Genomic DNA, 22975 nt, shown 5'->3' on the forward strand with positions numbered 1-22975 from the left:
TCAACCAGGAGCGGGATTAACTCTATAACGAGAAGGACGACCCACCATGTTTGGAATGAAATGGCTCAAGGCGTGGATACCACTACTCGCCTGCGCCGCCCTGTTGGGCGGTTGCAACTCCAGTAGCGAGGACTCCAGCCAGCCAACGCCACCCCCTGCCGATACGGCACCCTACGATACGACCTTATATCTGCGCGGCGGCTTCAATAACTGGGACACCAGCGCGGCTCTGGTCTATCAAGGCCAGCGCCGTTACGAGGTCAGCACCTATCTGGCGGCTGACAGCTATAGCTTCAAGATTTCGGATGCGGACTGGAGCGCCGACTGGACCTTCTCCGGTGATAGCAGTAATGCCACCGAGGTTAAGCTGGAGAGCCCGCTGCCGCTGGTTCATGCCTCCGGCATGGGTAATGACATGCGGCTGGTGGTCACCCAGGCCGGGTATTACCACTTTACCTTTACCGTGCCGGAGAATACCGCCGATCCCCATTCACTGACGGTAACCCTGGATGCGCCACCTTACGACACCAACCTCTATGTGCGCGGCAGTTTCAACAGCTGGGGAACGACGGATCAACTGATCTATCAGGGGCATAGAACCTATACCGCGGTGTTGAACCTGAGTGTCGGTACCCATGAATTCAAGCTGGGGGATGCCACCTGGTCGGAGCCGTTTGCCTTCACCGGCAGCACCAGCGGTCTGACGGCGGTCACCCTCGATAAGGCGATTGAGCTGAAATCCCATACCGGCATGGGGAATAACCTGCAATTGGCGATCACCGAGGCCGGGCTCTACACCTTCAGCTTCGTGGTGCCGGAAGATATCACCCAGGGCCACCCGCTGACGGTGACCCAAGGCGGGGATAATAGCGATGTGATCCCGGATCGCCCGCTGCTGGATCTGAGCCTGAGCGGCAATACCCCTGCCAGTGTCACTCTGGCTGGCCGGGGTGGCGAGATCCCGGAGCCGGATGTTCTGTTCAGCACCATGGCGATCACAGATACCCAACCGATGAACTATGTGTTTGGCGATAATCTGGATGGCTACTATGACGGGCAAACCGGAGTCTTCTCCGGGGGCGGCAAGTACCATCTGAAGAGCGGCTGGATCATGGGGACCTTTGCCTCGTTGGTCGATGGCAACATCAATGACCGCACCGCCGCGGTTCGCAGTCTGATCCAGCCCTATGGCAGCCAGACGGTCTACAGCAATGGCACTCTCGACGACTTGAGTCTGTTGGCGGGTCACCGGGCCGTGGCGTTGCATCTCCACAGTGACAAGGCGGCGAAGCTCGGTATAGTGCCGCAACTGAACCTGAAGCTCAAAGGCAGCACCGTGGAGCGCAGTGATCAGGGTGTGGTGGTGTATGCGGTGGCCGAGAGCCTGCGCAGCGATGATACCCCCGCCTTTGTGGCCATCGCCGCGGATCAACCGGTGAGCTTCAAGGAAGCTACCCTGGCCGATATGCCGCAACTGGGCAGCCTGGTGCAACTCGATGGCGCCAACGTCAAACCGCTGTTGACCACGCAGAACGCGGTCACTGATGTGACGGTTTATGTCGCCTTCGGTTTCAATGCCGACGAGGCGGCCACGGCCGCCGGGACTCTGGTGGCTGACAATGCCCGCCTGTTGCATCAGCAGACTGTCTATGAGCGTCTGACCCGCAGCTTCCTGTGGACTAGTGATACCGACTATAACCGTGCTCTGTTATGGGCCAAGTTGGCCGGTTACCAGCTGGTGACCACAGAGTTCGGCGACGGCATCTGGGCGGGTTTATCCTGGTTCAAGGATAACTGGGGCCGCGATACCTTTATTTCGTTGCCGGGGATCACCCTGGTCAATGGTGATTTCACCGAGGCCAAAGCGATCATCAACAGCTTCGCCAAACTGCAAAATACCAGCACAACCAGTGTCGATTACGGCCGGGTACCGAATCGGGTGACCAGCCTGGATAACATCATCTACAACACCACGGACGGCACCCCCTGGATGGTGCGGGAAATCGGCGAGTATCTGCGTTACACCGGTGATACCGCCTATGCCGCCAGCATCTATCCCACAGTGAAAACCTATCTGGATGGTGCCCTGGCCAACTATGTCGATGCCGATGGCCTGCTGACCCATGACGATGCGGATACCTGGATGGACGCCCGTATCGATGGTGATCTGCCTTGGTCGGCGCGTGGCAGCCGTGCGGTCGATATTCAGGCGTTGTGGATCAACTCGCTGCAAGTGGCTGCCGAGCTGGCGGACATGACCGGAGCCACGGCAGACGCCACGCGCTGGCGCACGCTGCAGAATCAGGCGCGCACCTCGTTTATCGCCAAGTTCTGGAATGCCGATGCCAACATCATGGCCGACCGTGTGCGCAGTGATGGCTCGGCGGATACCAAGGTGCGGCCGAACCAGTTGATGGCGATCAGCGTGCCACTGGATGGGGATCTGATCGACGATTCGATTGGCGCACGGGTGACCCATAACGCTGTCTCCGAGCTGTTATTCCCCTGGGGGATCACCTCCTTGTCCCAGCACCATGAGTACTTCCATCCGTACCATGATGGCCGCAGTGAGTATGCCAAGGATGCGGCCTACCACAATGGCACCATCTGGGGGTGGAATGCCGGGTTTACCGTCACCAGCCTGACCCGCTTCGGGGAGAAGGATCTGGCCTACCAGCTGAGTAAAAACCTGGGCGATCAGATCCTCAATCTCGGCTATCGCGGCACCATGAGCGAGGTGTTGGATGCGTTCCCGGACAAGAACGGCAAAGTCACCACCGGCGGTGGCACCTATACCCAGGCCTGGTCGGTGGCGGAGTACAACCGCAATGGCTATCAGGATTATGTCGGTTTCCGTCCGAACCTGATCGCTGGCACTTTGAATCTTAATCCGTCGGTACCTGACAGCTGGACACAGTTTGCAGCTGTGCTGCCGTTTGAGCAGGATGCCACCCTGGATGTCGATTTCAGTCGGGCGGGGCAGGTCGATACCTATACCCTCCATGCCACCGGACTCGATGCCACGCTGGATCTGGTCATGGAGCTGACCGCCAACGACAGCAGCAAGATTGGGGTGACGCATTCGATTTCGAACGATAGCAATCTGGTGATTGTGCAGGATCGGAGCAATAACAGCGTCACCGTGAACGGGGTAGCTGCGACTGTGACCCCGGTGCGGGCCAATTACCGGGCAACGCTGGGGACCTTGCAATTTGCCGAGCCGGATCAGTCCATCAGCTTCCCGATGTTGCAGAGCAAGAATGCCCTGCGCACCATCATAGAAGCGGGTGAATACCGCTAGTTCCTGAGGTCTGGAGATGCACAAAGCCCCGCCGTGTTTGCACGGCGGGGCTTTTTTGTGTCCGCAAGCGTCAGGGCTTCAGACTTGCCCTACCCACCAGCCCGGATCCTGGCGGTGGAAGGCTTCGCGCAGGCGGCGATATTCGTCATCGGGCAGCGGGCCGTTCAGCAAGCTCACGTTGTGCTGCAGGTGAGCCGGGTTGGCGGTTCCCACTATGATGCTGCTCACTCCCGGGGTATAGGCGCTGAAACGCAGGGCCAGCTCCTGCCACTCCAGGCCGGGTGATAGCAGGTCCGGATCCCGCTGGCGCATGGTATCCCAGCGCCACCAGTACTCTTCGGCATACTCCCCAACCGGGCAGGCGGCAAAACGCCAGGGCGCGTTGGCGACCGGACGCTTGGCGATCACCCCGAGCCCGGCGGCGCTGGCCTGGGGCAAGGTCTGCTGGATGACTCGCTGATCGCACAGGCTTAGCGAATGCTCGACACTGCCGAACAAACCGGAATTCACCGCCCAGGCCAGCTCGTCATTCTCACCGGAATAGGCGATGACCCGGATCTTTCCGACCTGTTGTGCCTCTTGCAGCGCCCGGATGGCATCGCCCTGCTGCAACACGGCCAGCGAGCAGGAGTGGAGATGGACTATGTCCAGATAGTCGGTCTGCAGGCGCTGTAGGGCCGAGTCGACGCCGGCCCGGATGCAGCCCGGGCTCCAGTCGGCGTGACCGGCCATGTCATACCCCACCTTGGTGGAGATCACCAGCTGCTGACGCTGGTGGCCAAGATGCCGGCCAAGGCGCTCCTCGGAGAGGCCATAGCCGCGGGCGGTGTCGAAGAGTGTGATGCCCTGATCGACGGCAAAATGCAGCAGTCGGGCCACTTCCGTCTCATCGAGGCGAGCGTCGCCGATCTGCCCTGCGCCCAATCCCAGCACCGAGACTCGTAATCCGGTGCTGCCAAAATCACGATATTCCACGGTTGAGATCTCCGTTGCTGATGAGGTGCTGACCCAGGGCCTGGGTGAGCTCGGTGGCCAGGCGATGATCGTCCTCTTCGCTCAGGCCACTGACGCCGATGGCTCCGAGGACCACACCCTCATGCCAGAGCGGCACGCCACCGGCAAAGCCGGTGAAGCGCGGATCGCTCCAGTAGGGCAGGGCGCGGCCGGATTCCCGACTCCAGTTGCCCAGATCCCGGGTCGCTTGCCGATCCCGCGCCGCGGTATAGCCCTTGTTTTGCGCCAGCACACCGCTGTGCAGGCTCACTCCGGGCTGGCGGATAAAATAGAGCAGCTCGCCATGGCTATCGCAGATCGCCAGCGCAATGGGTGCGGTGGCGGCGAGCTGGCGATCCAGCCGGGAGCTAAGCACCTGATGCAATACGGAATGGTCGAAGGTCATGGTAGCTCCCGGCCGCGCATGGTGACGTACAACTGATACCAGTCGCCGCGGCTGAGCTGGACGCGTTCGGCGGCGCCACAGGCGCGGATCCGCTCCGGATGGCTGGTGCCGATGACCGGCTGAATGCCAGCCGGATGTTGCATCAGCCAGGCCAACACTATGCTCTCGGTGGTGACCCCATGCTGCTGGGCCAGCTGCTGTACCAGGGCTGCGGTGGCATGGACCTCCGGTGGTGCATCCTGAGGTGCGGCGCCGCCAAACCAGCCTTTGCCGAGCGAGCCCCAAGCCTGGATCTGGACCTGGTGTTGACGGCAATACTCCAGGGTGTCGCCCCAGGCACGGGTTCCCTTGCCCTGGTCATCATTGAAGCAGGTGCCGTTGTCGACCCAGTCATGCTTGAGCAGGCTCATCTCCAACTGGTTGGCGATCAGCGGCTCGGGCAACTCCCGTTGCAACAGCGCCATCTGGCCACTGTGCATGTTGGAGACCCCGAGATGCCGTACCTTGCCGCTCTGCTTCAACTGTAACCAGGCTTCGGCCACCTCCGCCGGGTCCATCAGCGGATCCGGGCGGTGGAGCAGCAGGGTGTCCAGATAGTCGACGCCGAGTCGGGAGAGGATGCCATCCACGCTCCGCAGCAGATAATCACGGGAGAGATCGTAACGCTTGGGGCCTTGTTTATCGCCGAAGCGGATGCCGCATTTCGATTGCAACAGGATGCGATCCCGCAGTGAGGGATCGCGCTTGAGCAGGATGCCGAACACCTGCTCGGCCTTGCCCAGGGTGTAGATATCGGCATGGTCAAATAGTGTGATACCTATCTCCAGCGCTGCCTCGACAGCGGCCTGGGCGTGGGCAATATGGGCCTCGGTCACCGGCTGCTGGTCCCAGCTGCCGCCTAATCCCATGCACCCGAACACCAGGCGGCTGCTGCTAGGCAGCCGCTGTTGCAGCACAAATGCGTTCGACATAATCCGCTCCTCGATGATGAATTTGCTAAACTAGCGCAGGCCGCATATTCTCGTACCTTGGTGCGAGAAATCAATACTAAAGTACGAAATATACCAGCAGACGAAGGAAGATAGCCATGTCAGGTTGCCCAACAGAACCAGAAACCAGCTTTGCCGACCGCTTGCGGCAACTGATTGCTGGCGAGAGTGTGTCGGCATTCTCCCGGCGAGTCGGCCTGTCGGAGGCTATGATCCGCAAGTATCTCAATGGCAGTGAGCCGACCCTCTCCCGCGCCAATCAGATTGCCCGGCAGGCCAACTGTTCGCTGGAGTGGCTGGCCACAGGTCACGGCTTCCAATACCGACAGGCCGAGGTGGTGGACATGCAGGCGCTGGAAGAGGCGCTGATGCTAGCACTGGAGCAGCTGGATCCCGGTACGCCGCTCTCCAACGAAAAAGCCTTGAAGTTGCTGGTGGCGCTGTATCAGTACTTGCGCACCACCAAGCGTGCCGATGGTTCGCTGGATAGCGCCGCCACCCGTGACTTTGCCCGTCACCTGATGGGGTTATGTCATTAGAGCGCGAAGCGGGCCTATTCTTGCGAGAACCGACCTTGTTCGCTGACGATTTGTTGCTGCAACCACTGTTCGGCGTCCGCTCGGTTCTCGAAGAAGGCATAGGGAATCCCTGATGCCTGGTAGATGTTGCCCCAGAAGGCTTTGAGCAGGCCACTGACGGAGCCATGGCGCAGTTGGATGGCGGTGCCGCAACGTCCCAGAGGTTGATGGCTACGGGTAATCTCGATCAGCGCCTCGGCAGCCTCGGGGGTCATCAGTACATTGCCGTCGATGATGAGATGCACCCCCCAGCGTTGGCCGCGCAAGGCTTCCACATGGCGCGCCACGTCCTTTTGGTATTGCAGTACCAGCTCCCGATTGATGCCTTCGGCGATCGTCAGACGCAGCAGTGTGTCCAGACGTTCGATCTGGTAATAACCGTGTTGCAGTTGATTGTCCGGGGTATGCGAAAGTGGCATGAGGAAATGGCGGCCCGGTGAGTTGTTTATCAAAAGACTAGCCGAAACAGGAAGATATGGAATAGTTTTCGAATTGTTTTGAGACAGCAGCCCTTGCGGGCCGCTGTCCTGTGGTAACCAGCTATTATTTCTTGTTCAAATCGACCAGAGGCTTGTTGACCAGCTTGACCGGCTCTTTGCCCTGGATCTTGGCTACGTCGGCCAGTGCCTGTTCGGTGTCGGCTTTGCTACGCAGCAGGGTGTAGCTCAGGTCGAAACGCTGACTCTGCCCCGGTTGCAGCTTCGGCACCAGGCCCAACGGACGTTGATACTTGGTGTTGTAGGCGTAGCTGGTGCCTGGCTCGATGCCGGTGACATAGCCCTGTTGCTTGGTGTCGGTATTCTTCCACAGGGTCAGGACCGGCAACTGCTTGACGTTGTAACCGACCGCGACGCCCTTTTCTCCCGATTTATTGTGCAGCACCGCCAGGGTGTTGCCCTCGGCATCGGCCTTCGGTTTCAGGTTGAATACCATCTCGTCATAGCCTTTGGTCGGGGCCAGATAGGTTTGCCAATCCTTGAGGCCAGCCTTGGCGTAGTCGTTGAATGGGGAAATCTCGGTGGCGGCGGCAGTGAAGACGGCGCCCTCTTCCAGCAACGGGGTACCGAAGTTGCTGTGGTAGATGATCTGGTATTCATCTTCGTAGTCGGCGAAGTTGGTCAGCTCGTCGTGCAGCTCGAAGCGATTGCTGCCCGGGGCGACGCTCAGCTCGGTCCAGGTCACCAGATTGGTCTTCTTGAAGGTGCGCTCGGCGACCTGACCGCGGACATGGATGGTGTAGGGTGGCTGCTCGTCGATGATCACCTTGACGGTTGAGGCCGGGGTGTTCTGGACGCGACCATGCAGGCTCAGCAGTTGACCGTTGTCATCGACACCGGGGTGGCCGGTCCACTCATAGCCACAGCGCACCATCATCTCGTTGAAACCATCCAGCCAGCCCAGACCGTTGCGGCTTTCCAGGTCAATATTCGCCGGGTTGACGATCTCCTTGACCGGAGAGTCCCAGCCCAGACGCAGATCGCCACTGGTCACCTGATAGATACCCATGCCGCGGGTCGGCACCAGGGTGATTTCCATGACGCCGTTGTTGATCAGCAGAATATCGACGCCTTCCTGCTTGCCGCCGTGCAGACGGCGTTTTTCCAGGGTGAAAGGGGTCTTGCTCTGGATGCCAAGGGATTCGCTGCTGACTTTCCAGTTACCGACATCGCTACCGGTGGTGGCATCACTCAGGACGAATTCGGCGGCTTGGGCAGCGAAGGAACCGATGGCGAACAGGATGGCGGCAGAAACAGGTTTTAACATGACAAGTGCTCCTTATGTGGTTATTTGCTGATAGATGAATCGTTTCAGCAGTGTTTATACACTAGGAACTTGCCGTGTCAGTAACAAGGCTCGAATGATGCTTCTGTGAGTCAGCAGCCAGAAAAACCCGGGATCCGTCGGCTGAATTTTGTGCTGGATCGCAGCTGTTGTGATAACGATTTCAGCTGGGCGAGAACGCAGTACCAGAAACGGCGGCTTCGGTTAGCGGGAGAGTCGGCATAACATTCAGCATCTGCTGGTGGTTCGGCTGATATCGTTCGGGACTCGATCGCCGTCAGGCGATGAAAAAACATGGGCTGTAGCGTGTTGCAGGCAACACGCTACAGCCCGTGGTCGAAGGTATTGGGACTGTATGTTAGAGCAGGGGTTTGAGGTGCTGATCGTTAATGGCGACCACTTTGGCGACCCGGCGGCGGTATTTTTCATCGCTCAACGGCTCGGTACGCATCCAGACCCGGACGATTTCCAGCGCCAGGACCGAGCCGATGATCTTGCCGCCCAGGCATAAGACGTTGGTATCCGAGTGGGATCTTGCCAGTTCGGCACATAGCGGATCCTGACAGACGGCGGCATAGACGCCATGCAGCTTGTTGGCGATCATGGCACTGCCATAGCCGACACCATCGATGAAAATGCCGCGATCCACCAGCCCTTTGCTGACAGCCTGTGCGGCAGGATAGACGCTGTCCGGCAGGTCGCAGGCATTTTCATCGTACGCGCCAAAATCCAGGGTTTCGTGGCCCAATGTTTCTAGCAGTGCCTGGATTTCTTGTTTCAAGGCAAAACCGGCGTGGTCGGATGCCAGGGCAATTTTCATTGTTTACTCCTCTCGAGCCGCCGGAACTGAAGTGATTCCGGCGGGTGATGACACCCCGCAAACAGGTGCCATCATGGTTCAATCGTGGGCGCGCACTTTCAGCACTCGTGGAATGACGTGGATACCGGGCTTGTACTGCTCCTGGATGGCATTGAGGGTCAGGGTGAGGGCCTTTTCTGCAATCAGCGGAAATTGTTGCGGCAGGGCGTTGACCCGGACAGGCAGGTAATCCAGCAACCGGTTATCACCAAAGGTGGCGAGGCGGGTCACGGCCAGTAGCTCCGGATGCTGGACTAACTCATCCAGGACCCCTTCAAGCAGGACATAGGAGGTGGTCAGTATCGCCTGGGGAACTCGGCCTTCCTTGATCCAGGTGGCACACAGATGAGCACCGACCTCGCGACTGAAGTGGTCGCCATACTGGACCTGGGGGATCAATTGAGGGGCTGAGTAGCTGATGGCCTTGCGAAAACCCAGTTCCCGCTGCCGGGAGATGGCGATGTCGGCCACGGCACCGATAAGACCAATGCTCTGGGGGTGACTGGCCAGCAGGGAATCGGTCAGACGAATGGCGCCCTGCATATCTTCGCTGATCACCGAAGCGAAATACTCATCATCCATGGCCCGGTCGATGGCGATGATTGGAACTCCTTTGGCCTGCAAGTCGCGGTAGAAGCGGTTGTCGGTCTCCAGCACGCTGGAGACCAGCAGGGCATCGATGCGACGAGCGACCAACATCTCGGCCAGGGCCATCTCGGTCTGCGGATTATCATCGGAGCAGGTGATGATGAGCTGAAACCCTTCCACGCGGGCACCGGCTTCCAGCAATTTGGCCAGACGGGCATAACTCTGGTTTTCCAAATCCGGCAGTATGAAGCCGAGCAGCCGACTGCTACCCAGCCGCAAGGCGGTCGCTGCCTGATCAGGGCGGTAGTTATGCTCTCGCACGACGGCCATGACCCGCTCCTGGGTTTTGGCGCTGATGCGGTGCTGTTCCGCTTTGCCATTGATCACGTAGCTGGCGGTGGTGCGGGAGACCCCGGCCAAGCGGGCTACTTCTTCGAGTTTCATAGGCGGTTCTCCTGGTGCGCTGTTTTTTCGTGCAGCAAGTGTGCTCTGCGTCATATTACGGAAAACTGGTCGTTTGTTCGAGCTTGAATATAACACTGAAACGATCCAGCATTAATGCTGAAACGATTAATCTGTGATGTCGACCGATAATCAGCTCCAACCAAGGTAGCGACTGGATAGGTTCCATGCAAGCCACTATACCTAATCCATGCGTTCGATCTGTATACATGAGGTAACCACCATGCTGACGCTGAAAATTGATGATGTACAACTCGGAGCTGCGGCGGCCGATAAGAGTGAGGCCATCCGTCTGGTTGCCGCTCGCTTGACGGATGCTGGCCTGGTTGCCTCCGGGTATGTCGAGGGTATGTTACGTCGCGAAGCTCAAACGGCGACTTATCTGGGTAGTGGCATTGCCATCCCCCATGGCACCACGGACACCCGGGATCTGGTCCAGCAGACCGGCGTCAAGGTATTGCACTTCCGCGAAGGCGTGGAGTGGGCCGATGGGCAGAAGGCTTATGTGGTGATCGGCATCGCCGCCAAGTCGGATGAGCATTTAGGCATCCTGCGTCAACTGACTCGGGTGCTGTCCGATGATGAAGTCGCGGCGCGTCTGCCAGGTGTGCAATCTGCTGCTGAATTGGCCGCTCTGTTGAATGGGGAGCAGCTCAGTCAGCCTCTGTTACTGGATGATAGCACCCTGCTGCTGGATTTTCCGGCACAGGACGTTCCCGCGCTACAGGCCGCTGCTGCAGGTTTGCTGCGCAATGCCGGTGCTCTGGCGCCAGCCGCGGTGAATGCCGTGCTGGCGACAGCGGCCAATTCGCTGGGGCAAGGTCTCTGGTTGGCTCGCGTCGCCGACGATGTGTTGCGTACCGGTGTTGCTTTCGTGCGTTCCGCCCAACCCTTCAGCCATGAAGGGCTTCCGGTGCAGGGCTTGGTGTTGATTGCCGCCCGTGATGCCCAGCACAAGCCGGTTCTCGACCGCCTGATTGCCCTCATTGCCGAACAAAAAGTCGCCAGCCTATGGCCGGCCACGGGAACCGATGTGGTCAAACTGCTGACCGAAGAGCCCCGTGAAGGTCTGGAGGCTACCTACACCATCATCAATCCCCATGGTCTGCATGCCCGGCCCAGTGCCATGTTGGTGAAAACGGTCAAGGAATTTGAGAGCCAGATCTGGGTAGCTAATCTGGATGGTGATAGCAAGCCGGTGAATGCCAAGAGTCTGATGAAGCTGGTCAGCCTCGGTGTACGTCAGGGGCACCGTCTGCATTTTACCGCTCAAGGCAACGATGCGCCTGCCGCCCTGCAACGTATTGGTCAGGCGATTGCCGACGGTCTGGGTGAAGGAGCCGGAGAATGAGCCATCAAGCAACCGCCCCGATCCTGACTCTGACGCTGAATCCGGCTCTCGATTTGACCGGGCATCTCGAGCAGATGCAGGTTGGCGAAGTCAATCTGGTGCGCTCCGGTCACCTGCATCCGGCAGGCAAGGGAATCAATGTGGCGCGCGTGCTCAAGGATCTGGGCGCCCAGGTGCTGGTCTCCGGTTTCCTGGGGCAAGAGAACCAGGCGCCATTTCATGAGCTGTTCCATGAGTGTGAATTGGGCGATCACTTTTTGGTGGTGCCTGGTGCCACGCGTATCAACGTCAAGATGGTGGAAGCCAGCGGCCGGGTTACCGACCTGAATTTCCCGGGTGTAACCGTCTCGGAAGGCGAACTGCTACGGTTTGAGCATCGCCTGCAGGAGTTGTTACCGCAGATCGAGTATGTGGTGGTGGCGGGGAGCTTACCAGGTGGCGTCACTCCGGTGCGTCTGAGTCAATGGCTGCATCTGCTAGCCGAGCAAGGCAAGAAAGTGTTGTTCGATAGCAGCGGTGCGGCCATGGCCGAAGGTCTGGCGGCCAAGCCGTTCCTGATCAAACCGAACGAACACGAGCTAGCCGATTGGGCGGGGCAGCCTCTGGAGAGCCAGGAAGCCCTGATGGCTGCCGCCGAGTCGTTACAGCAGCGCTATGACATTCCCCATGTCGTGGTCTCCCGCGGCGCCGATGGCGTGCTGTGGCGCGCTGGCAGCAGCTGGTGGCAGGCCAAACCTCCACGCATGAATGTGGTGAGTACGGTGGGTGCCGGTGACTCCATGGTCGCTGGTCTGGCCTGGGGACTGAGTCAGTCCTGGCCGAAGGAAAAAATTCTGCGCCTGGCTTCGGCGGTCTCCGCCCTGGCCGTGACGCAAATCGGAGTCGGGGTCGCCGATCCACAACAGCTTGCCGATTTGATGGCGAGCATCGACGTTCAGCAACTCAGTTGAGGTTTTTCTGATGAAGATTGTCATTGTTACCGCCTGTCCCAGCGGGATCGCCAACAGCATCATAGCGGCAGGGTTGCTGGAAAAAGCCAGCGCCGAGCTGGGGTGGTCGGCTGTTGTCGAATGTCATAACCAGCTGAGTGAGCCGCGTGTGCTGACTCAGGAAGAGATTGCCGCCGCCGATCTGGTGGTCGTGGCCGGAGCCGATATCGATCTGGCCCGTTTCCACGGTAAGCGTCTGTATCAGGCTGCTGTGACCGCAGCCCTACCCGATAGCAAACAATTTTTACAAACGGCAGAGCAAGCTGCTGTTCCCTACACACATCAAGCGCCAAGCAAGGAAACTGCTATGAGTATGAAGCGTATTGTGGCGATTACGGCCTGTCCGACCGGTGTGGCCCATACCTTCATGGCTGCGGAAGCCATTGAGGGTGAAGCCAAGAAGCGTGGTCATTGGGTCAAGGTGGAGACGCGCGGCTCGGTCGGTGCCAAAAACGCCCTGACCGCTGAAGAGATTGCCGCTGCGGATCTGGTCATTATTGCGGCGGATATCGAAGTCGATCTCTCCCGTTTCAACGGCAAGAAGCTGTATAAGACCAGTACCGGCGCGGCGCTGAAAAAGAGCGCGCAAGAGATGGATAAGGCCTTTGCCGAGGCTCAGGTGTGGTCGTCCAGCCAGCCGTCAGCCGATAAAAACAGTGGTAAGGCGGAGCTGCCGGGTGTCTACAAGCACTTGATGACGGGTGTTTCCCACATGTTGCCGATTGTGGTGGCCGGTGGTTTGTGTATTGCGCTGTCGTTTGTGTTCGGTATTGAGGCCTTCAAGGTCGAGGGGACGCTGGCTGCGGCCTTGATGAAGATCGGTGGCGCTTCTGCATTTGCCCTGATGGTGCCGGTTTTGGCGGGCTATATCGCCTTCTCGATTGCGGATCGTCCGGGTCTGGCTCCAGGCCTGATCGGCGGTATGCTGGCGAGCTCCCTGGGCGCCGGTTTCCTCGGCGGTATCGTGGCGGGTTTCCTCGCCGGTTACAGTGCCAAGTGGGTGGCTGATAACGTCAAGTTGCCGCAGACCATGGAAGCCCTGAAACCCATTCTGATTATTCCGCTGGTGGCCTCGCTGGTGACCGGTCTGGTGATGATCTATGTGGTGGGTGGTCCGGTTGCATCTGTGATGACCGGCCTGACCGAGTTCCTCAAGGAGATGGGCTCAGCCAATGCTGTGCTGCTGGGGATTATCATCGGCGCCATGATGTGTTTCGATCTGGGTGGTCCGGTCAATAAGGCCGCATATACCTTTGGCGTTGGCTTGCTGGCGTCCCAATCTTATGCCCCGATGGCTGCGGTGATGGCCGCCGGTATGGTGCCGGCTCTGGGGATGGGTCTGGCGACTTTCCTGGCGCGCAACAAGTTCAGCGAACCGGAGCGTGAAGCGGGTAAGGCTTCGTTCGTTCTGGGTCTGTGTTTCATTTCCGAGGGGGCGATTCCGTTTGCCGCTCGTGATCCAATGCGTGTTATTCCTTCTACCATGTTGGGCGGTGCCATTACTGGTGCTCTCTCCATGCTGCTGGGTTGTACCTTGATGGCTCCCCACGGTGGTCTGTTTGTCATGTTGATCCCGAATGCCATCAATCATGTATTCCTCTATCTGCTGGCGATTGCTGCAGGGACCGCCGTCACCGGTATCCTGTATGCAGTACTCAAGCCGAGTGAGGCTGCTGCCGTGACGACGGCACAATAAGTGTGAAGCTCTCGGTGCTCGATGGAGTACCGAGGGATGTGAGTCGAAGTCCTGATTGCCCGGCCAAGTGCCGGGCTTTTTTGTGTCCGATCACCCTGCGTCGTAACCTCTAACCGTGAAAGATCAACCAGCTGGACTCTGTAAGCTTGATTAAATAAAGCACAGCTATCCTCTAGGAAAGTAAATTTCATTAAGAATACTATTTATTAATTCGAAAGTTTCGTTCATCATTTCGTCGGTTTCGAATGTCGATGCTTTCGATTGAGACCTTAATGAACCTCTCGTGGGTTCACCCCTGCCGCTTCCCCCCTGAGGGTGCGAGTGGTGTGTAACTGCCTTGAAAAGCTCGAGGAATAGATGATGAAGACCACACTCTGTACTTTGGTACTGAGCCTTGGCGTTTGCGCCGCTCATGCCACCAATTTTTACGTTAGCCCCACCGGCAGTGATGCCAACAGCGGTAGTTCACCTAGCACTTCCATGGCCACCATCAATCAAGCATTGGAGCTCGCTCAGCCGGGTGACAAGGTTGTTTTGCTGTCGGGCGTCTACTTGCAGGATGTTGTGACCGTGCGTAGCGGTACTGCGACTGCGCCCATCCAGATCGTCGGTGCCGTTAGCACCTCTTTTGCTGACAGCAGCGGCTATGTGGCTCCGATCGTGATCAAGGGTTCCGGCGACAGCGACCGTGTCTTCCAGATCCAGCACAGCTACATCAAGGTGCAGGATATTACGCTGGACGGTTTGGCCGGTGATGGATCGACCATGGACTCATATCGGGATAAGTTGCTGTTTGTACACAATGATAATGAACCCGCCGGGATCAAGGGCGTTGCCATCCGTCGCGTCAACTTCCGTAATGCCGGCGGCGAGTGTCTGCGTTTCCGTTACTTCGTGCAGTCGTCAGAAATTGCCTACTCCACCTTTGAAAACTGTGGTGTCCATGATTTCAATTTCAAGGCGGGTGGCAAGAATGGTGAAGCCATTTATATCGGCACCTCCTTCAAACAGTGGGCCGATGGCAAGAACCCGACGGCGAATCCAGATCAGTCCAACAATAACCGTATCCATCACAATACCTTCAATACCCGGGGGAACGAGTGTGTGGATATCAAGGAAGGATCGACCGGCAACAAGGTTTATTCCAACGTCTGTAGCGGTCAGCTCGATCCAGAGTCCGCCGGTTTTAATTCCGCCGGTAACGGTAACTTGTTCTATAGCAATGTGGTGTATGGTAATGCGGGCTCCGGATTCCGCTTTGGCAGTGATACCAATGGTTATGGCATTGCCAACCAGGCCTGGAGCAATGAAATCGTCGATAATCAGGGCGTAGGATTCAATATTCAGGATGGCCTGCAGAAGAAACTGTGTGGCAATACAATTTCCGGTAATGCGCGTGGCGCTTTATATGTAGTCAGTGGTGCGGGTAGCTATACCCCGACGGCAACCTGTCCGTAACCGGATCGCGAATAGGTACTCCAGATGGCGCCAGTATGGCGCCATTTTTTATGGTCGTTAGTCCTCGGGATTGTTACACAACCGTTTCATTCTGCCTCTGGGCTGAGGTAAGGTGAGGTGAATGCTGACGGTAATGCTCCGGGTCGCCCTGCGGGTCTGTTGTCATCAGTGGAGCGGGTAACTGGCGAGAGGGAAATGACATGACACTCGAGGAATTGAAGACGCTTCATCAATCCCGCCCCTGGCAAGAGGCGGTGGTGCTATTTGATCGGTTGAGCATGGAGTGGGTGGTTGATTTTCGCGGCCACGATGAAAGCCTGCACCCATTAACCGATGCCAAAGGCTGTCGGGTCAGCTTTACCGATGAACAGGTTGCCGAAGCGGCTATTGCCCTGGTGGGTGAGTGCCCGATCCAGTTTGTTCAGCAACAACGATCGTACGACGATTAACGTGGATGCTTCAGCGGCTCTTAGCGGGGAAGCAGCAGTGAGCTGGGTGCGCTCATCAGGGTCAACCCCAACACGATAAGCAGTATGCCTCCGGTAAAGGCAATACCGTGACCGATTTGCTGCACATGGTAGCGATCCCGTTCCGGGCGCTGTAACAGGCGCCACGCCAGATGCTGTGCCCGTTGGCTCAATATTGCCAGCAACGAGACAGTAAGCGCGGTCCCTGCCGCCATGGCGAGTGTGGCCACTACCCCCAGCCAGAAATGTTCCATCACGCGCGCCAGCACCAGGATCAACAAGGCCCCGCTGCAGGGGCGTAATCCCATGGAGCACAGAATGCCTAGCCGGCTGCGCCAGTCATTGGCCTGATTCAGCGACTCGTGGTCTGGCACATGGCTATGTCCACAGCCGCAGGGAATGGCTTCCATGAGCAGTGGCTGATGCCGGATTCCCACTGGATCCAGGAGCGCGGCTGGTCGTGCTGGATGAGTAGCCAGCGAGCGTAGCGGGGCTATGATTCCCTGGATCTGCAGCGGAGGGCTCTGGTGATGTCGGGTCTGGCGGTAGAGTCGCCAGCCCTGGCGGAGTGCACGCTGGGCCAAAAATAACCCCATCAGGGCAACCAGTAAAAAACTCCCTCGATCCAGCCATACGCTGAATCCTTGCGCCTGACGAGCCGTCACACCCAATAGCCAACCGGCGATGCCGATCAGAGCAATGGCCACCAGGGCCTGTAGCAGGGCGGCACCGATGGAGAGTTGCATGGCTTGGCGCAAACGACTGGGTTGGGTCGCCAGATAGGTGGCAATGACCATTTTTCCATGCCCGGGCCCCGCCGCATGAAACACTCCATAGGCAAAACTGACGCCGATCAGACTAGCGATCATGGCTGGCTCGAGCGTGGTGGAGGCGCGTAGCAAACTTCCCAGTTCGCGATGGAACTGCATTTGCCAGCGGATTAGCTGATAGCTGATGGTGGCCCAGTGTTGGCTGAGTTGATAACCAGCCAAAAAGATTACGACTGCGGTGACCAGTAGCAGAATCAAACGCTGGATGCTCATGGCGAGGTTCCGGTGTCGGGTGTGGAGCATTGCACTATGACCTGTTCGGCAAAGGCGGTACCGAGACCATCATCGGCTTGCTCGGTTTTGTCCAGGGAAACGGCGTAGCTTTGTTGCTCGCTACTGGGATTGGGTGGCAGCAGTTGACGTTGGCAGTGGGCCGCACCGTCGCCTTGCAGCTGTACCGCCTCTGGTTGACGGTGCAGCATCTCGACGTAGTAGGTCGAGTCATAGATGGCAAATTGCAGACGCTTTCCCGCTAGTGGCAACGGCTCTTGCAGCGGAAGCTGATAATCGAAGCGGATCTGGCCGTTCAGCAGCGTGGCGCGCGCCTGAGTTCCCTGGCCAAAGTGGACCTTTCGACCCTCGAGAGTCATCCGGGTGAGGTAGTTTTCGGTGGCCAGATTAGCCAGCGTCTCCTGTCCGAACAGGGCGAGCTCCTGCTCGACGCTATGGCCCTTGGCTTTGGCATCATCCAGAATGGTGGCGCTGTAGAACTCATCGAACAACCAACTTAGCTGCAGCCCCGTCAACCGTTGCTGCTGATCGATGTGCAGCTGCGTGACCATGTCGATCCAGCTATGGGGGTGTGCCGCTACCGGGTTGCTGCCAAGTAGCAGTAAGGGTAACAGCCGCTTCCCAACGGTTGGTAACAATCTGGTCCAGGACATCACGAGCGCACTCCGAATCTAAAGGGTCCACCGAATCATTCGATGGACCCCGTTACCTTATCAGGGTTCCAGAGCTTTGAGCAGAGTATCGAGATTGTGGTTCATTAGCGTCAGATAGTCCGGAGCATCACCTTTCGGGCCGGAGAGGGCATCGGAATAGAGCTTACCACCTATGGTCACCTGGGTTTCTCGGCTAATTTGCTCCATCAGCCGCGGATCGCTGATGTTTTCCACAAAGAGCGCCGGCACCTGCTGCTGGCGGATCTGCCGGATCAGCTGCGCCACCTGAGCGGCCGAGGGCTCGGCTTCAGTGCTCAGCCCTTGCGGTGCCAGCAACGTCAGATGATAGGCATGGGCCAGATAACCGAAGGCATCGTGGGAGGTGATGGCCATGCGGCGCTCTGGCGGCAGAGCCGCAAAGCGGGCAGAAAATTGCTCATGCACCGCTTGCAGGCGGGCCTTATAGGCGGTGGCGTTGGCGGTGTAGTCCGCCTGATGGACCGGGTCAACTTTTATCAGTCCCTTGGCGATATTATCGATATAGATCAGCACATTGGCCGGGTCATTCCAGGCATGCGGGTCGACAGCGCCGTGATGATGGCCTTCATCATGTCCGTGGGCCTCTTCCTGCTCTTCTTCCTCGGTCATGGCCAATGGTGTTACCCCTTGGCTGGCGATCACCACAGTGCCACTGAAGCCGGATGACTCATGCAGACGTTCCAGCCAGCCTTCGAAACCGAGGCCATTACTGACCAGGAGTTTGGACTGTGCCAGGGTACGCACCGCCTGCGGCGAGGGTTGGTAGACATGGGCATCGCCATCTGCCCCGACCAGGGTGCTGACTTCGACATGGGAGCCGCCGACCTGCTGGACCAGGTCGCCAAGAATGCTGAAGGTGGCAGTAACCGGCACAGGCTCGGCGTAGCTAACTCCGTTCATCAACAGAGCGCCGAGTAGCCCGAGGTGGGAAAACAGATTCAGTCGTCTCATGGTGACTCCTCTCATGGATGCGTGTGTATTGGGCCTGAAGAAACTCAGGCTTCCAGATGTTTCAGGCGGATATAACGCCAGATCAGGCCGCTGCGTGTTCCGCATAACAGCGAGGCGAAGTAAAACAACCCCAGACACAGGATGATGGTCGGGCTGGTCGGCCATCCCAGATGGTAGGAGAGCAGTAAACCGCTGAACGAGGCGACAAAGGCACTGATACAGGCGCCCGCCAGTAAACCACCGAGGCTGGCACTCCAGTAGCGCATCGCGGCGCCGGGCAGGATCATCAGTCCCACGGCCATCAGGGTCCCCAGCGCGTGGAAACCTGCGATCAGATTCAGCACTGCCAATAACAAGAAGGCCATATGTACCCAGCTACCCGCCCGGCTGACGGTGCCTAGGTAGTCCGGATCCAGGCACTCCAGCACCAGAGGTCGGAATAACCAGGCCATGGTCAATAGGGTGATGGTGGTGATACTACCGAGCAACCATAGGGCGCTGTCGTTCAACGCCAGCGCCGAGCCGAATAACACATGCAGCAGATCGACACTGCTGCCATGAGTCGAAATCAACAGCACCCCCAGTGCCATGGAGATCAGGTAAAACGCCGCCAGGCTGCTGTCTTCGCCACTCTGGGTCAGCCGGGAAACCGCACCAGAAAGGAGCACCACAATACCGCCAGCAATCAAACCACCAATGGTCATGGCTTCGACCGAGAGTCCGGCGATCAGATAACCGATCGCCGCACCGGGCAGGATGGCGTGGGACATGGCATCACCGGTCAGGCTCATGCGTCGCAACATCAGAAAAACACCGATCAGCGGGCCACTGAGGCAAAGCGCCAGCGAACCCGCCAGCGCGCGCTGCATGAACTGGAACTCACTGAATGGACTGATAAGCAGGTCGTAGATCATAGGCTGGGCTCCGTGGGGCGATGGCATTCGGCGGCATCCGGATCAGGCGCGGTACGTTGATGACGGGCGCGGTGCAGATTGGCCTCCGTTACTACCTCCGGGGTTGCACCCCAGGCGATCACCTCACGGGCCAGCAGCAAGGTGGTCGGAAAATGGCGGCTGACCTGATTCATGTCGTGCAGCACGGCGAGAATTGTTTTGCCCTCCGACTGCCAGTCACGCAGCAAGCCCAGTAGGTCTTCGGTGGTTTGCGAATCGATGGCGCTGAATGGTTCGTCGAGCAACATCAACTCGGCATCTTGCAACCAGAGACGAGCGAACAGCGCGCGTTGCAATTGGCCGCCGGAGAGGGCGTCGAGATTCTCGTCCGCCATGCCGTCGAGTCCGACTCGCTCCAGTGCGCCATCCACTTTCAGGCGATGCTGGCGAGCCAGGCGACCAAACAGGCCACAGTGGCGCCATAAACCCATGGCCACTACTTCACGGACACTGATGGGAAATTGGCGATCGATGCGGCTCAGTTGTGGCAAGTAACCAATCTGCTGTCGGCTGATCGCAAGCTTGACCTGACCATCCAGGGGGGGCAATTGGCCGAGGATTCCTTTGAGCAGCGTGGATTTTCCGCCACCATTCGGGCCAATGACCGCCAGCAGGCTCCCCGTCGGGATTTGGCCATTGAGATGATGCACCACCGGATGGCGGCCATAGCCTAGCGTCAAGTTATCGAATCGCAGCATGGATTACCTCATAGCCCAAAGCAGAGAGCCCCAGACCAAGGCAATCAGCAGGCTGACGATCAGGGTTCGGGTGACGATGCCGGTGAGCAGGAGTGAAGGCTTGGTCATGTTCAGAGCTGACTCTCAAGGTAAATTCAGGGTGGACGTTATAACATAACAATTATATCAAGCAATCCCTGTTCGAAAAGAAATACGGTATGCTGGGGGCCGTTGATTCCCGCGTCGAGATGCTTATGATCCATAGCCACCGTTGCTGCCAAGGTGAGGTAGCAGTCAAGATGACTCCCAACCGGCAGTTGGTGTTGCAGTTGTTGCAGACCAGTGGCAAGCCATTGAGTGCTTACGAGGTTCTTGACCGATTGCGAGCACAGGGTACCCAATGGCAACCGCCGACCGTCTATCGGGCGCTGGATTATCTGGTCGAGCAGGGACTGGCGCACTATCTGCAATCGATCCAGAAATACGTGGTTTGTCCCCAACAGGGATGTGAGCAGTTCAGTCAATTGCTGATCTGTGTGCAGTGTGGGCAGGTACAGGAAGCCCCCATGGCTCCGGCACTGCTGGCGTTACTGAAGGCCCAGATGGCCGAACAGCATTTCACCCTGGCAGCGCAGTTCCTGGAGCTAAAAGGCGTGTGTTTGCACTGTCAGACTGCCGCTGAATTGCCGCAGGCATAACAAAAAAGGCCCCGATGGGCCTTTTTTGTGAACCGCAAAGGGCTCGTTTTATCCACGGGCACCGAGCGCTTGATTGCCGCCGATCAGGCTGGAGATCAGGCGATGATTCCGGCTGCTGGCACTTTCCTGTTCGACTGCCGGAGCCTCCAGGGTCAGGCCCAAATCATCATCATCGGCAGCGCTGGCTGCGGCAGGTGCCGGTTCCAGAGCCTGAATTTCGTTCTGGGCGCTTTGTACGGCGGCCAGGCGTTGCAGTGCTTCAACGCGGTTGATCTTCATGCCCTGCTCTTTGCAGGTGATGATCAGCGGATCAAAGCTGGTGTCGCTGGACAATATGGTGAACTGGCTGTCTGGATTGCGCTCCAGCAGGCGACCGAGCTGCATGGCAAAATGCAGATCGAATACCGGTTTGCTGGTGTTGGTAATCGCCATCAGCTCAATCTGCACCTTATGTTGCGCCTGGGCCAACAACAGCTGGCTGACGATCTCGATCGGCAGATTGTTTTGCCCCTTTCCGACCACCAACATCACTTGTTGGAAGCGGTCCATGACACTCAGTGGCAGCTCTTGGGAATTGTCATTGTTAATAATCAGAATACGGTTGGCCATTCTTACTCTCCGTGTCGAACTACCGCCGAGGGGCGGCCTGAGTTTTTATTCGTTTGGGTACCAATTGTGCGTGGAGCTCAGTCACTTGACTGTGACGTCAATCACGCCCTGTGGGTGCGTTTGGTATTTCTGGAAGTCGTTCTGCCGTTGGCAATGTTAATTCCAGAGGAAACGCCTGACGCAACGCAACCTGGGTCAAAAAGATCCGGATGGCATCTGCCGTGCTCATCCCCAGTTTTTCCAGAACCGCCTCGGCGCGCTCCTTGAGTTCGGGTTCAACGCGGGCGCGAACCATGTCACTCTTGATGGTGGTCATGCAAACTCCTTGGTCACAGGGTGACGAGAACCGGATGTGCAGCGTGCTACATCCGTGCCTCAGCAACAAGCAGATTGTTGGAAAAACCATCATCTGGTCACTCTTTTTTACGTCTCAAATGTAACCAAGCAATGACCATGCCATTCCCATGGTTGGCGCTGACCTGCAATGGCTGCATAATCAGTCGGCGTGAATTTTTGCGGAGCGGATCATGAAATACGTAGGGGCTCATGTGAGCGCATCTGGTGGCGTCGAACTGGCTATTGGTCGGGCCAAGGCGCTGGGTGCCAATGCTTTGGCGCTCTTTACCAAAAATCAGCGGCAGTGGAGCGCGCCACCCTTGACCGAGCAGACGATCCGGGCGTTCAAACAAGCTTGTGCCGAGGCTGGTTTTTTGCCGGAACAGATCCTGCCCCATGACAGTTATCTAATTAATCTGGGCCACCCGGAGCCGGAAGCATTGGCCAAGTCTCGCGAAGCCTTTCTCGATGAATTGCAGCGTTGTGAGCAGTTGGGTCTGTGTTATCTCAATTTCCACCCAGGTAGCCATCTGAAACAAATTCCCGAGCTGGTCAGTCTGAAATTGGTGAGCGAATCGATCAATTGGGCGCTCGAACAAACCCAAGGTGTCACTGCGGTGATCGAAAACACCGCTGGTCAGGGCAGCAATCTGGGTTGGTCGTTCGAGCAGTTGGCCACCATCATCGATGGTGTGGAGGACAAGAGTCGGATTGGGGTCTGTATCGATACCTGTCATGCCTTTGCTGCGGGCTACGATCTGCGGACAACCGCCGATTGTGAACGAACCTTCGATGAATTTTCCCGCTTGGTCGGTTTCGAATATCTCAAAGGCATGCATATCAATGGCGCCAAGAGCACCTTTGGTAGCCGGGTTGATCGCCACCATAGTTTGCAGCAGGGAAATCTGGGGACTGAGGTATTTCACTTCATCATGAATGACCCACGCTTTGATCGTATCCCCTTGATTCTTGAAACGGTTGAGCCGGAAATCTGGGCTGACGAGATCGCTTGGCTGCGCAGCCTGCAGGGACAGGCCGCAACAGCAGGAAAATAAATACAAACCTGTCATAGGGGTAAG

At 57.9% G+C, this 22975-nt stretch carries 23 protein-coding genes; 9 read left to right on the top strand and 14 right to left on the bottom strand.

What is annotated here, in order from left to right; translation table 11 throughout:
- Window positions 1-46 precede the first annotated feature (46 nt).
- The gene (locus tag ACZYUB_RS11705) at window positions 47-3301 is read left to right on the top strand and encodes an amylo-alpha-1,6-glucosidase (RefSeq protein WP_463948080.1); all 3255 of its coding nucleotides are present in this window, start codon (window positions 47-49) and stop codon (window positions 3299-3301) included.
- 78 nt (window positions 3302-3379) lie between these two features.
- On the opposite strand, the gene ACZYUB_RS11710 is transcribed toward ACZYUB_RS11705, so the two are convergent.
- From ACZYUB_RS11710 to ACZYUB_RS11720, 3 genes are read right to left on the bottom strand one after another with little or no spacing between them, the layout of a single operon-like run.
- Complete coding sequence (locus ACZYUB_RS11710) at window positions 3380-4276, bottom strand: aldo/keto reductase (RefSeq protein WP_463948082.1); 897 nt, start codon at window positions 4274-4276, stop codon at window positions 3380-3382.
- Entirely contained in the window at window positions 4263-4700 is a 438-nt protein-coding gene (locus tag ACZYUB_RS11715; RefSeq protein WP_463948083.1) for a GlcG/HbpS family heme-binding protein, read from the bottom strand. The genes ACZYUB_RS11710 and ACZYUB_RS11715 overlap by 14 nt, the downstream gene beginning before the upstream one ends.
- Window positions 4697-5671: an aldo/keto reductase gene (locus ACZYUB_RS11720; RefSeq protein WP_463948084.1), complete on the bottom strand. Its 975-nt coding sequence runs from the start codon at window positions 5669-5671 to the stop codon at window positions 4697-4699. Before ACZYUB_RS11720 ends, ACZYUB_RS11715 begins: the two co-directional genes overlap by 4 nt.
- Window positions 5672-5787: 116 nt before the next feature.
- Here ACZYUB_RS11720 and ACZYUB_RS11725 point away from each other — a divergent pair, with 116 nt between their 5' ends.
- Entirely contained in the window at window positions 5788-6228 is a 441-nt protein-coding gene (locus ACZYUB_RS11725; protein WP_463948085.1) for a helix-turn-helix domain-containing protein, read from the top strand.
- A gap of 14 nt (window positions 6229-6242) precedes the next feature.
- Here the strand turns inward: ACZYUB_RS11725 and ACZYUB_RS11730 are convergent, their stop codons facing one another.
- The 4 genes from ACZYUB_RS11730 to cra form a co-directional block, all read right to left on the bottom strand.
- Window positions 6243-6686: a hypothetical protein gene (locus ACZYUB_RS11730; protein ID WP_463948087.1), complete on the bottom strand. Its 444-nt coding sequence runs from the start codon at window positions 6684-6686 to the stop codon at window positions 6243-6245.
- Window positions 6687-6810: 124 nt separating this feature from the next.
- Complete coding sequence (locus ACZYUB_RS11735; protein ID WP_463948089.1) at window positions 6811-8031, bottom strand: aldose 1-epimerase family protein; 1221 nt, start codon at window positions 8029-8031, stop codon at window positions 6811-6813.
- 376 nt (window positions 8032-8407) lie between these two features.
- Window positions 8408-8869, bottom strand: a complete 462-nt coding sequence (locus ACZYUB_RS11740) for an RpiB/LacA/LacB family sugar-phosphate isomerase (RefSeq protein ID WP_463948091.1) — start codon at window positions 8867-8869, stop codon at window positions 8408-8410.
- 78 nt (window positions 8870-8947) lie between these two features.
- Window positions 8948-9940: a catabolite repressor/activator gene (gene cra / locus ACZYUB_RS11745; protein ID WP_463948092.1), complete on the bottom strand. Its 993-nt coding sequence runs from the start codon at window positions 9938-9940 to the stop codon at window positions 8948-8950.
- Window positions 9941-10181: 241 nt separating this feature from the next.
- Here cra and fruB point away from each other — a divergent pair, with 241 nt between their 5' ends.
- The 5 genes from fruB (at window position 10182) to ACZYUB_RS11770 (ending at window position 15901) form a co-directional block, all read left to right on the top strand.
- Window positions 10182-11309: a fused PTS fructose transporter subunit IIA/HPr protein gene (fruB, locus tag ACZYUB_RS11750; RefSeq protein ID WP_463948094.1), complete on the top strand. Its 1128-nt coding sequence runs from the start codon at window positions 10182-10184 to the stop codon at window positions 11307-11309.
- Window positions 11306-12259: a 1-phosphofructokinase gene (gene pfkB, locus ACZYUB_RS11755; protein ID WP_463948096.1), complete on the top strand. Its 954-nt coding sequence runs from the start codon at window positions 11306-11308 to the stop codon at window positions 12257-12259. The genes fruB and pfkB overlap by 4 nt, the downstream gene beginning before the upstream one ends.
- Window positions 12260-12269: 10 nt before the next feature.
- Window positions 12270-13994 carry a PTS fructose transporter subunit IIBC gene (fruA, locus tag ACZYUB_RS11760; protein WP_463948097.1) on the top strand — a complete coding sequence of 575 codons (1725 nt, stop codon included), beginning with the start codon at window positions 12270-12272 and terminating at the stop codon, window positions 13992-13994.
- A 357-nt stretch (window positions 13995-14351) separates the two neighbouring features.
- Window positions 14352-15452 (top strand): polysaccharide lyase domain-containing protein, encoded by a 1101-nt coding sequence (locus ACZYUB_RS11765; RefSeq protein ID WP_463948099.1) that lies wholly within the window; start codon window positions 14352-14354, stop codon window positions 15450-15452.
- Window positions 15453-15652: 200 nt separating this feature from the next.
- The gene (locus ACZYUB_RS11770) at window positions 15653-15901 is read left to right on the top strand and encodes a hypothetical protein (RefSeq protein ID WP_463948101.1); all 249 of its coding nucleotides are present in this window, start codon (window positions 15653-15655) and stop codon (window positions 15899-15901) included.
- A gap of 20 nt (window positions 15902-15921) precedes the next feature.
- Here ACZYUB_RS11770 and ACZYUB_RS11775 read toward each other — a convergent pair whose 3' ends face one another.
- From ACZYUB_RS11775 to aztA, 5 genes are read right to left on the bottom strand one after another with little or no spacing between them, the layout of a single operon-like run.
- Complete coding sequence (locus tag ACZYUB_RS11775; protein WP_463948102.1) at window positions 15922-16962, bottom strand: nickel/cobalt transporter; 1041 nt, start codon at window positions 16960-16962, stop codon at window positions 15922-15924.
- A complete protein-coding gene (locus ACZYUB_RS11780; RefSeq protein WP_463948104.1) occupies window positions 16959-17633 on the bottom strand; it encodes a DUF1007 family protein in 675 nt (224 codons plus the stop codon). Before ACZYUB_RS11780 ends, ACZYUB_RS11775 begins: the two co-directional genes overlap by 4 nt.
- Before the next feature lie 60 nt (window positions 17634-17693).
- Window positions 17694-18623, bottom strand: coding sequence for a metal ABC transporter substrate-binding protein (locus tag ACZYUB_RS11785; RefSeq protein ID WP_463948106.1), 930 nt, complete (start codon window positions 18621-18623; stop codon window positions 17694-17696).
- 44 nt (window positions 18624-18667) lie between these two features.
- On the bottom strand, window positions 18668-19537 hold the full coding sequence (locus ACZYUB_RS11790) for a metal ABC transporter permease (RefSeq protein WP_463948108.1): 870 nt from the start codon (window positions 19535-19537) through the stop codon (window positions 18668-18670).
- Window positions 19534-20274 (bottom strand): zinc ABC transporter ATP-binding protein AztA, encoded by a 741-nt coding sequence (gene aztA, locus ACZYUB_RS11795; RefSeq protein ID WP_463948109.1) that lies wholly within the window; start codon window positions 20272-20274, stop codon window positions 19534-19536. The genes ACZYUB_RS11790 and aztA overlap by 4 nt, the downstream gene beginning before the upstream one ends.
- Before the next feature lie 233 nt (window positions 20275-20507).
- Between aztA and ACZYUB_RS11800 the strand changes: the two genes are divergently transcribed.
- On the top strand, window positions 20508-20951 hold the full coding sequence (locus ACZYUB_RS11800) for a Fur family transcriptional regulator (protein WP_463948111.1): 444 nt from the start codon (window positions 20508-20510) through the stop codon (window positions 20949-20951).
- A 48-nt stretch (window positions 20952-20999) separates the two neighbouring features.
- Here the strand turns inward: ACZYUB_RS11800 and ACZYUB_RS11805 are convergent, their stop codons facing one another.
- Both ACZYUB_RS11805 and ACZYUB_RS11810 read right to left on the bottom strand, forming a co-directional pair.
- Window positions 21000-21560 carry a PIN domain-containing protein gene (locus tag ACZYUB_RS11805; RefSeq protein ID WP_463948112.1) on the bottom strand — a complete coding sequence of 187 codons (561 nt, stop codon included), beginning with the start codon at window positions 21558-21560 and terminating at the stop codon, window positions 21000-21002.
- Window positions 21561-21657: 97 nt separating this feature from the next.
- Window positions 21658-21876: a type II toxin-antitoxin system RelB/DinJ family antitoxin gene (locus ACZYUB_RS11810; RefSeq protein WP_463948114.1), complete on the bottom strand. Its 219-nt coding sequence runs from the start codon at window positions 21874-21876 to the stop codon at window positions 21658-21660.
- Between the two features lie 211 nt (window positions 21877-22087).
- On the opposite strand from ACZYUB_RS11810, the gene nfo reads away from it, so the two are divergent.
- Window positions 22088-22951: a deoxyribonuclease IV gene (gene nfo, locus ACZYUB_RS11815; protein ID WP_463948115.1), complete on the top strand. Its 864-nt coding sequence runs from the start codon at window positions 22088-22090 to the stop codon at window positions 22949-22951.
- The last annotated feature ends 24 nt before the right edge of the window (window positions 22952-22975 follow it).

It is taken from the genome of Pseudaeromonas sp. HNCC25DJ182 (assembly GCF_055413365.1).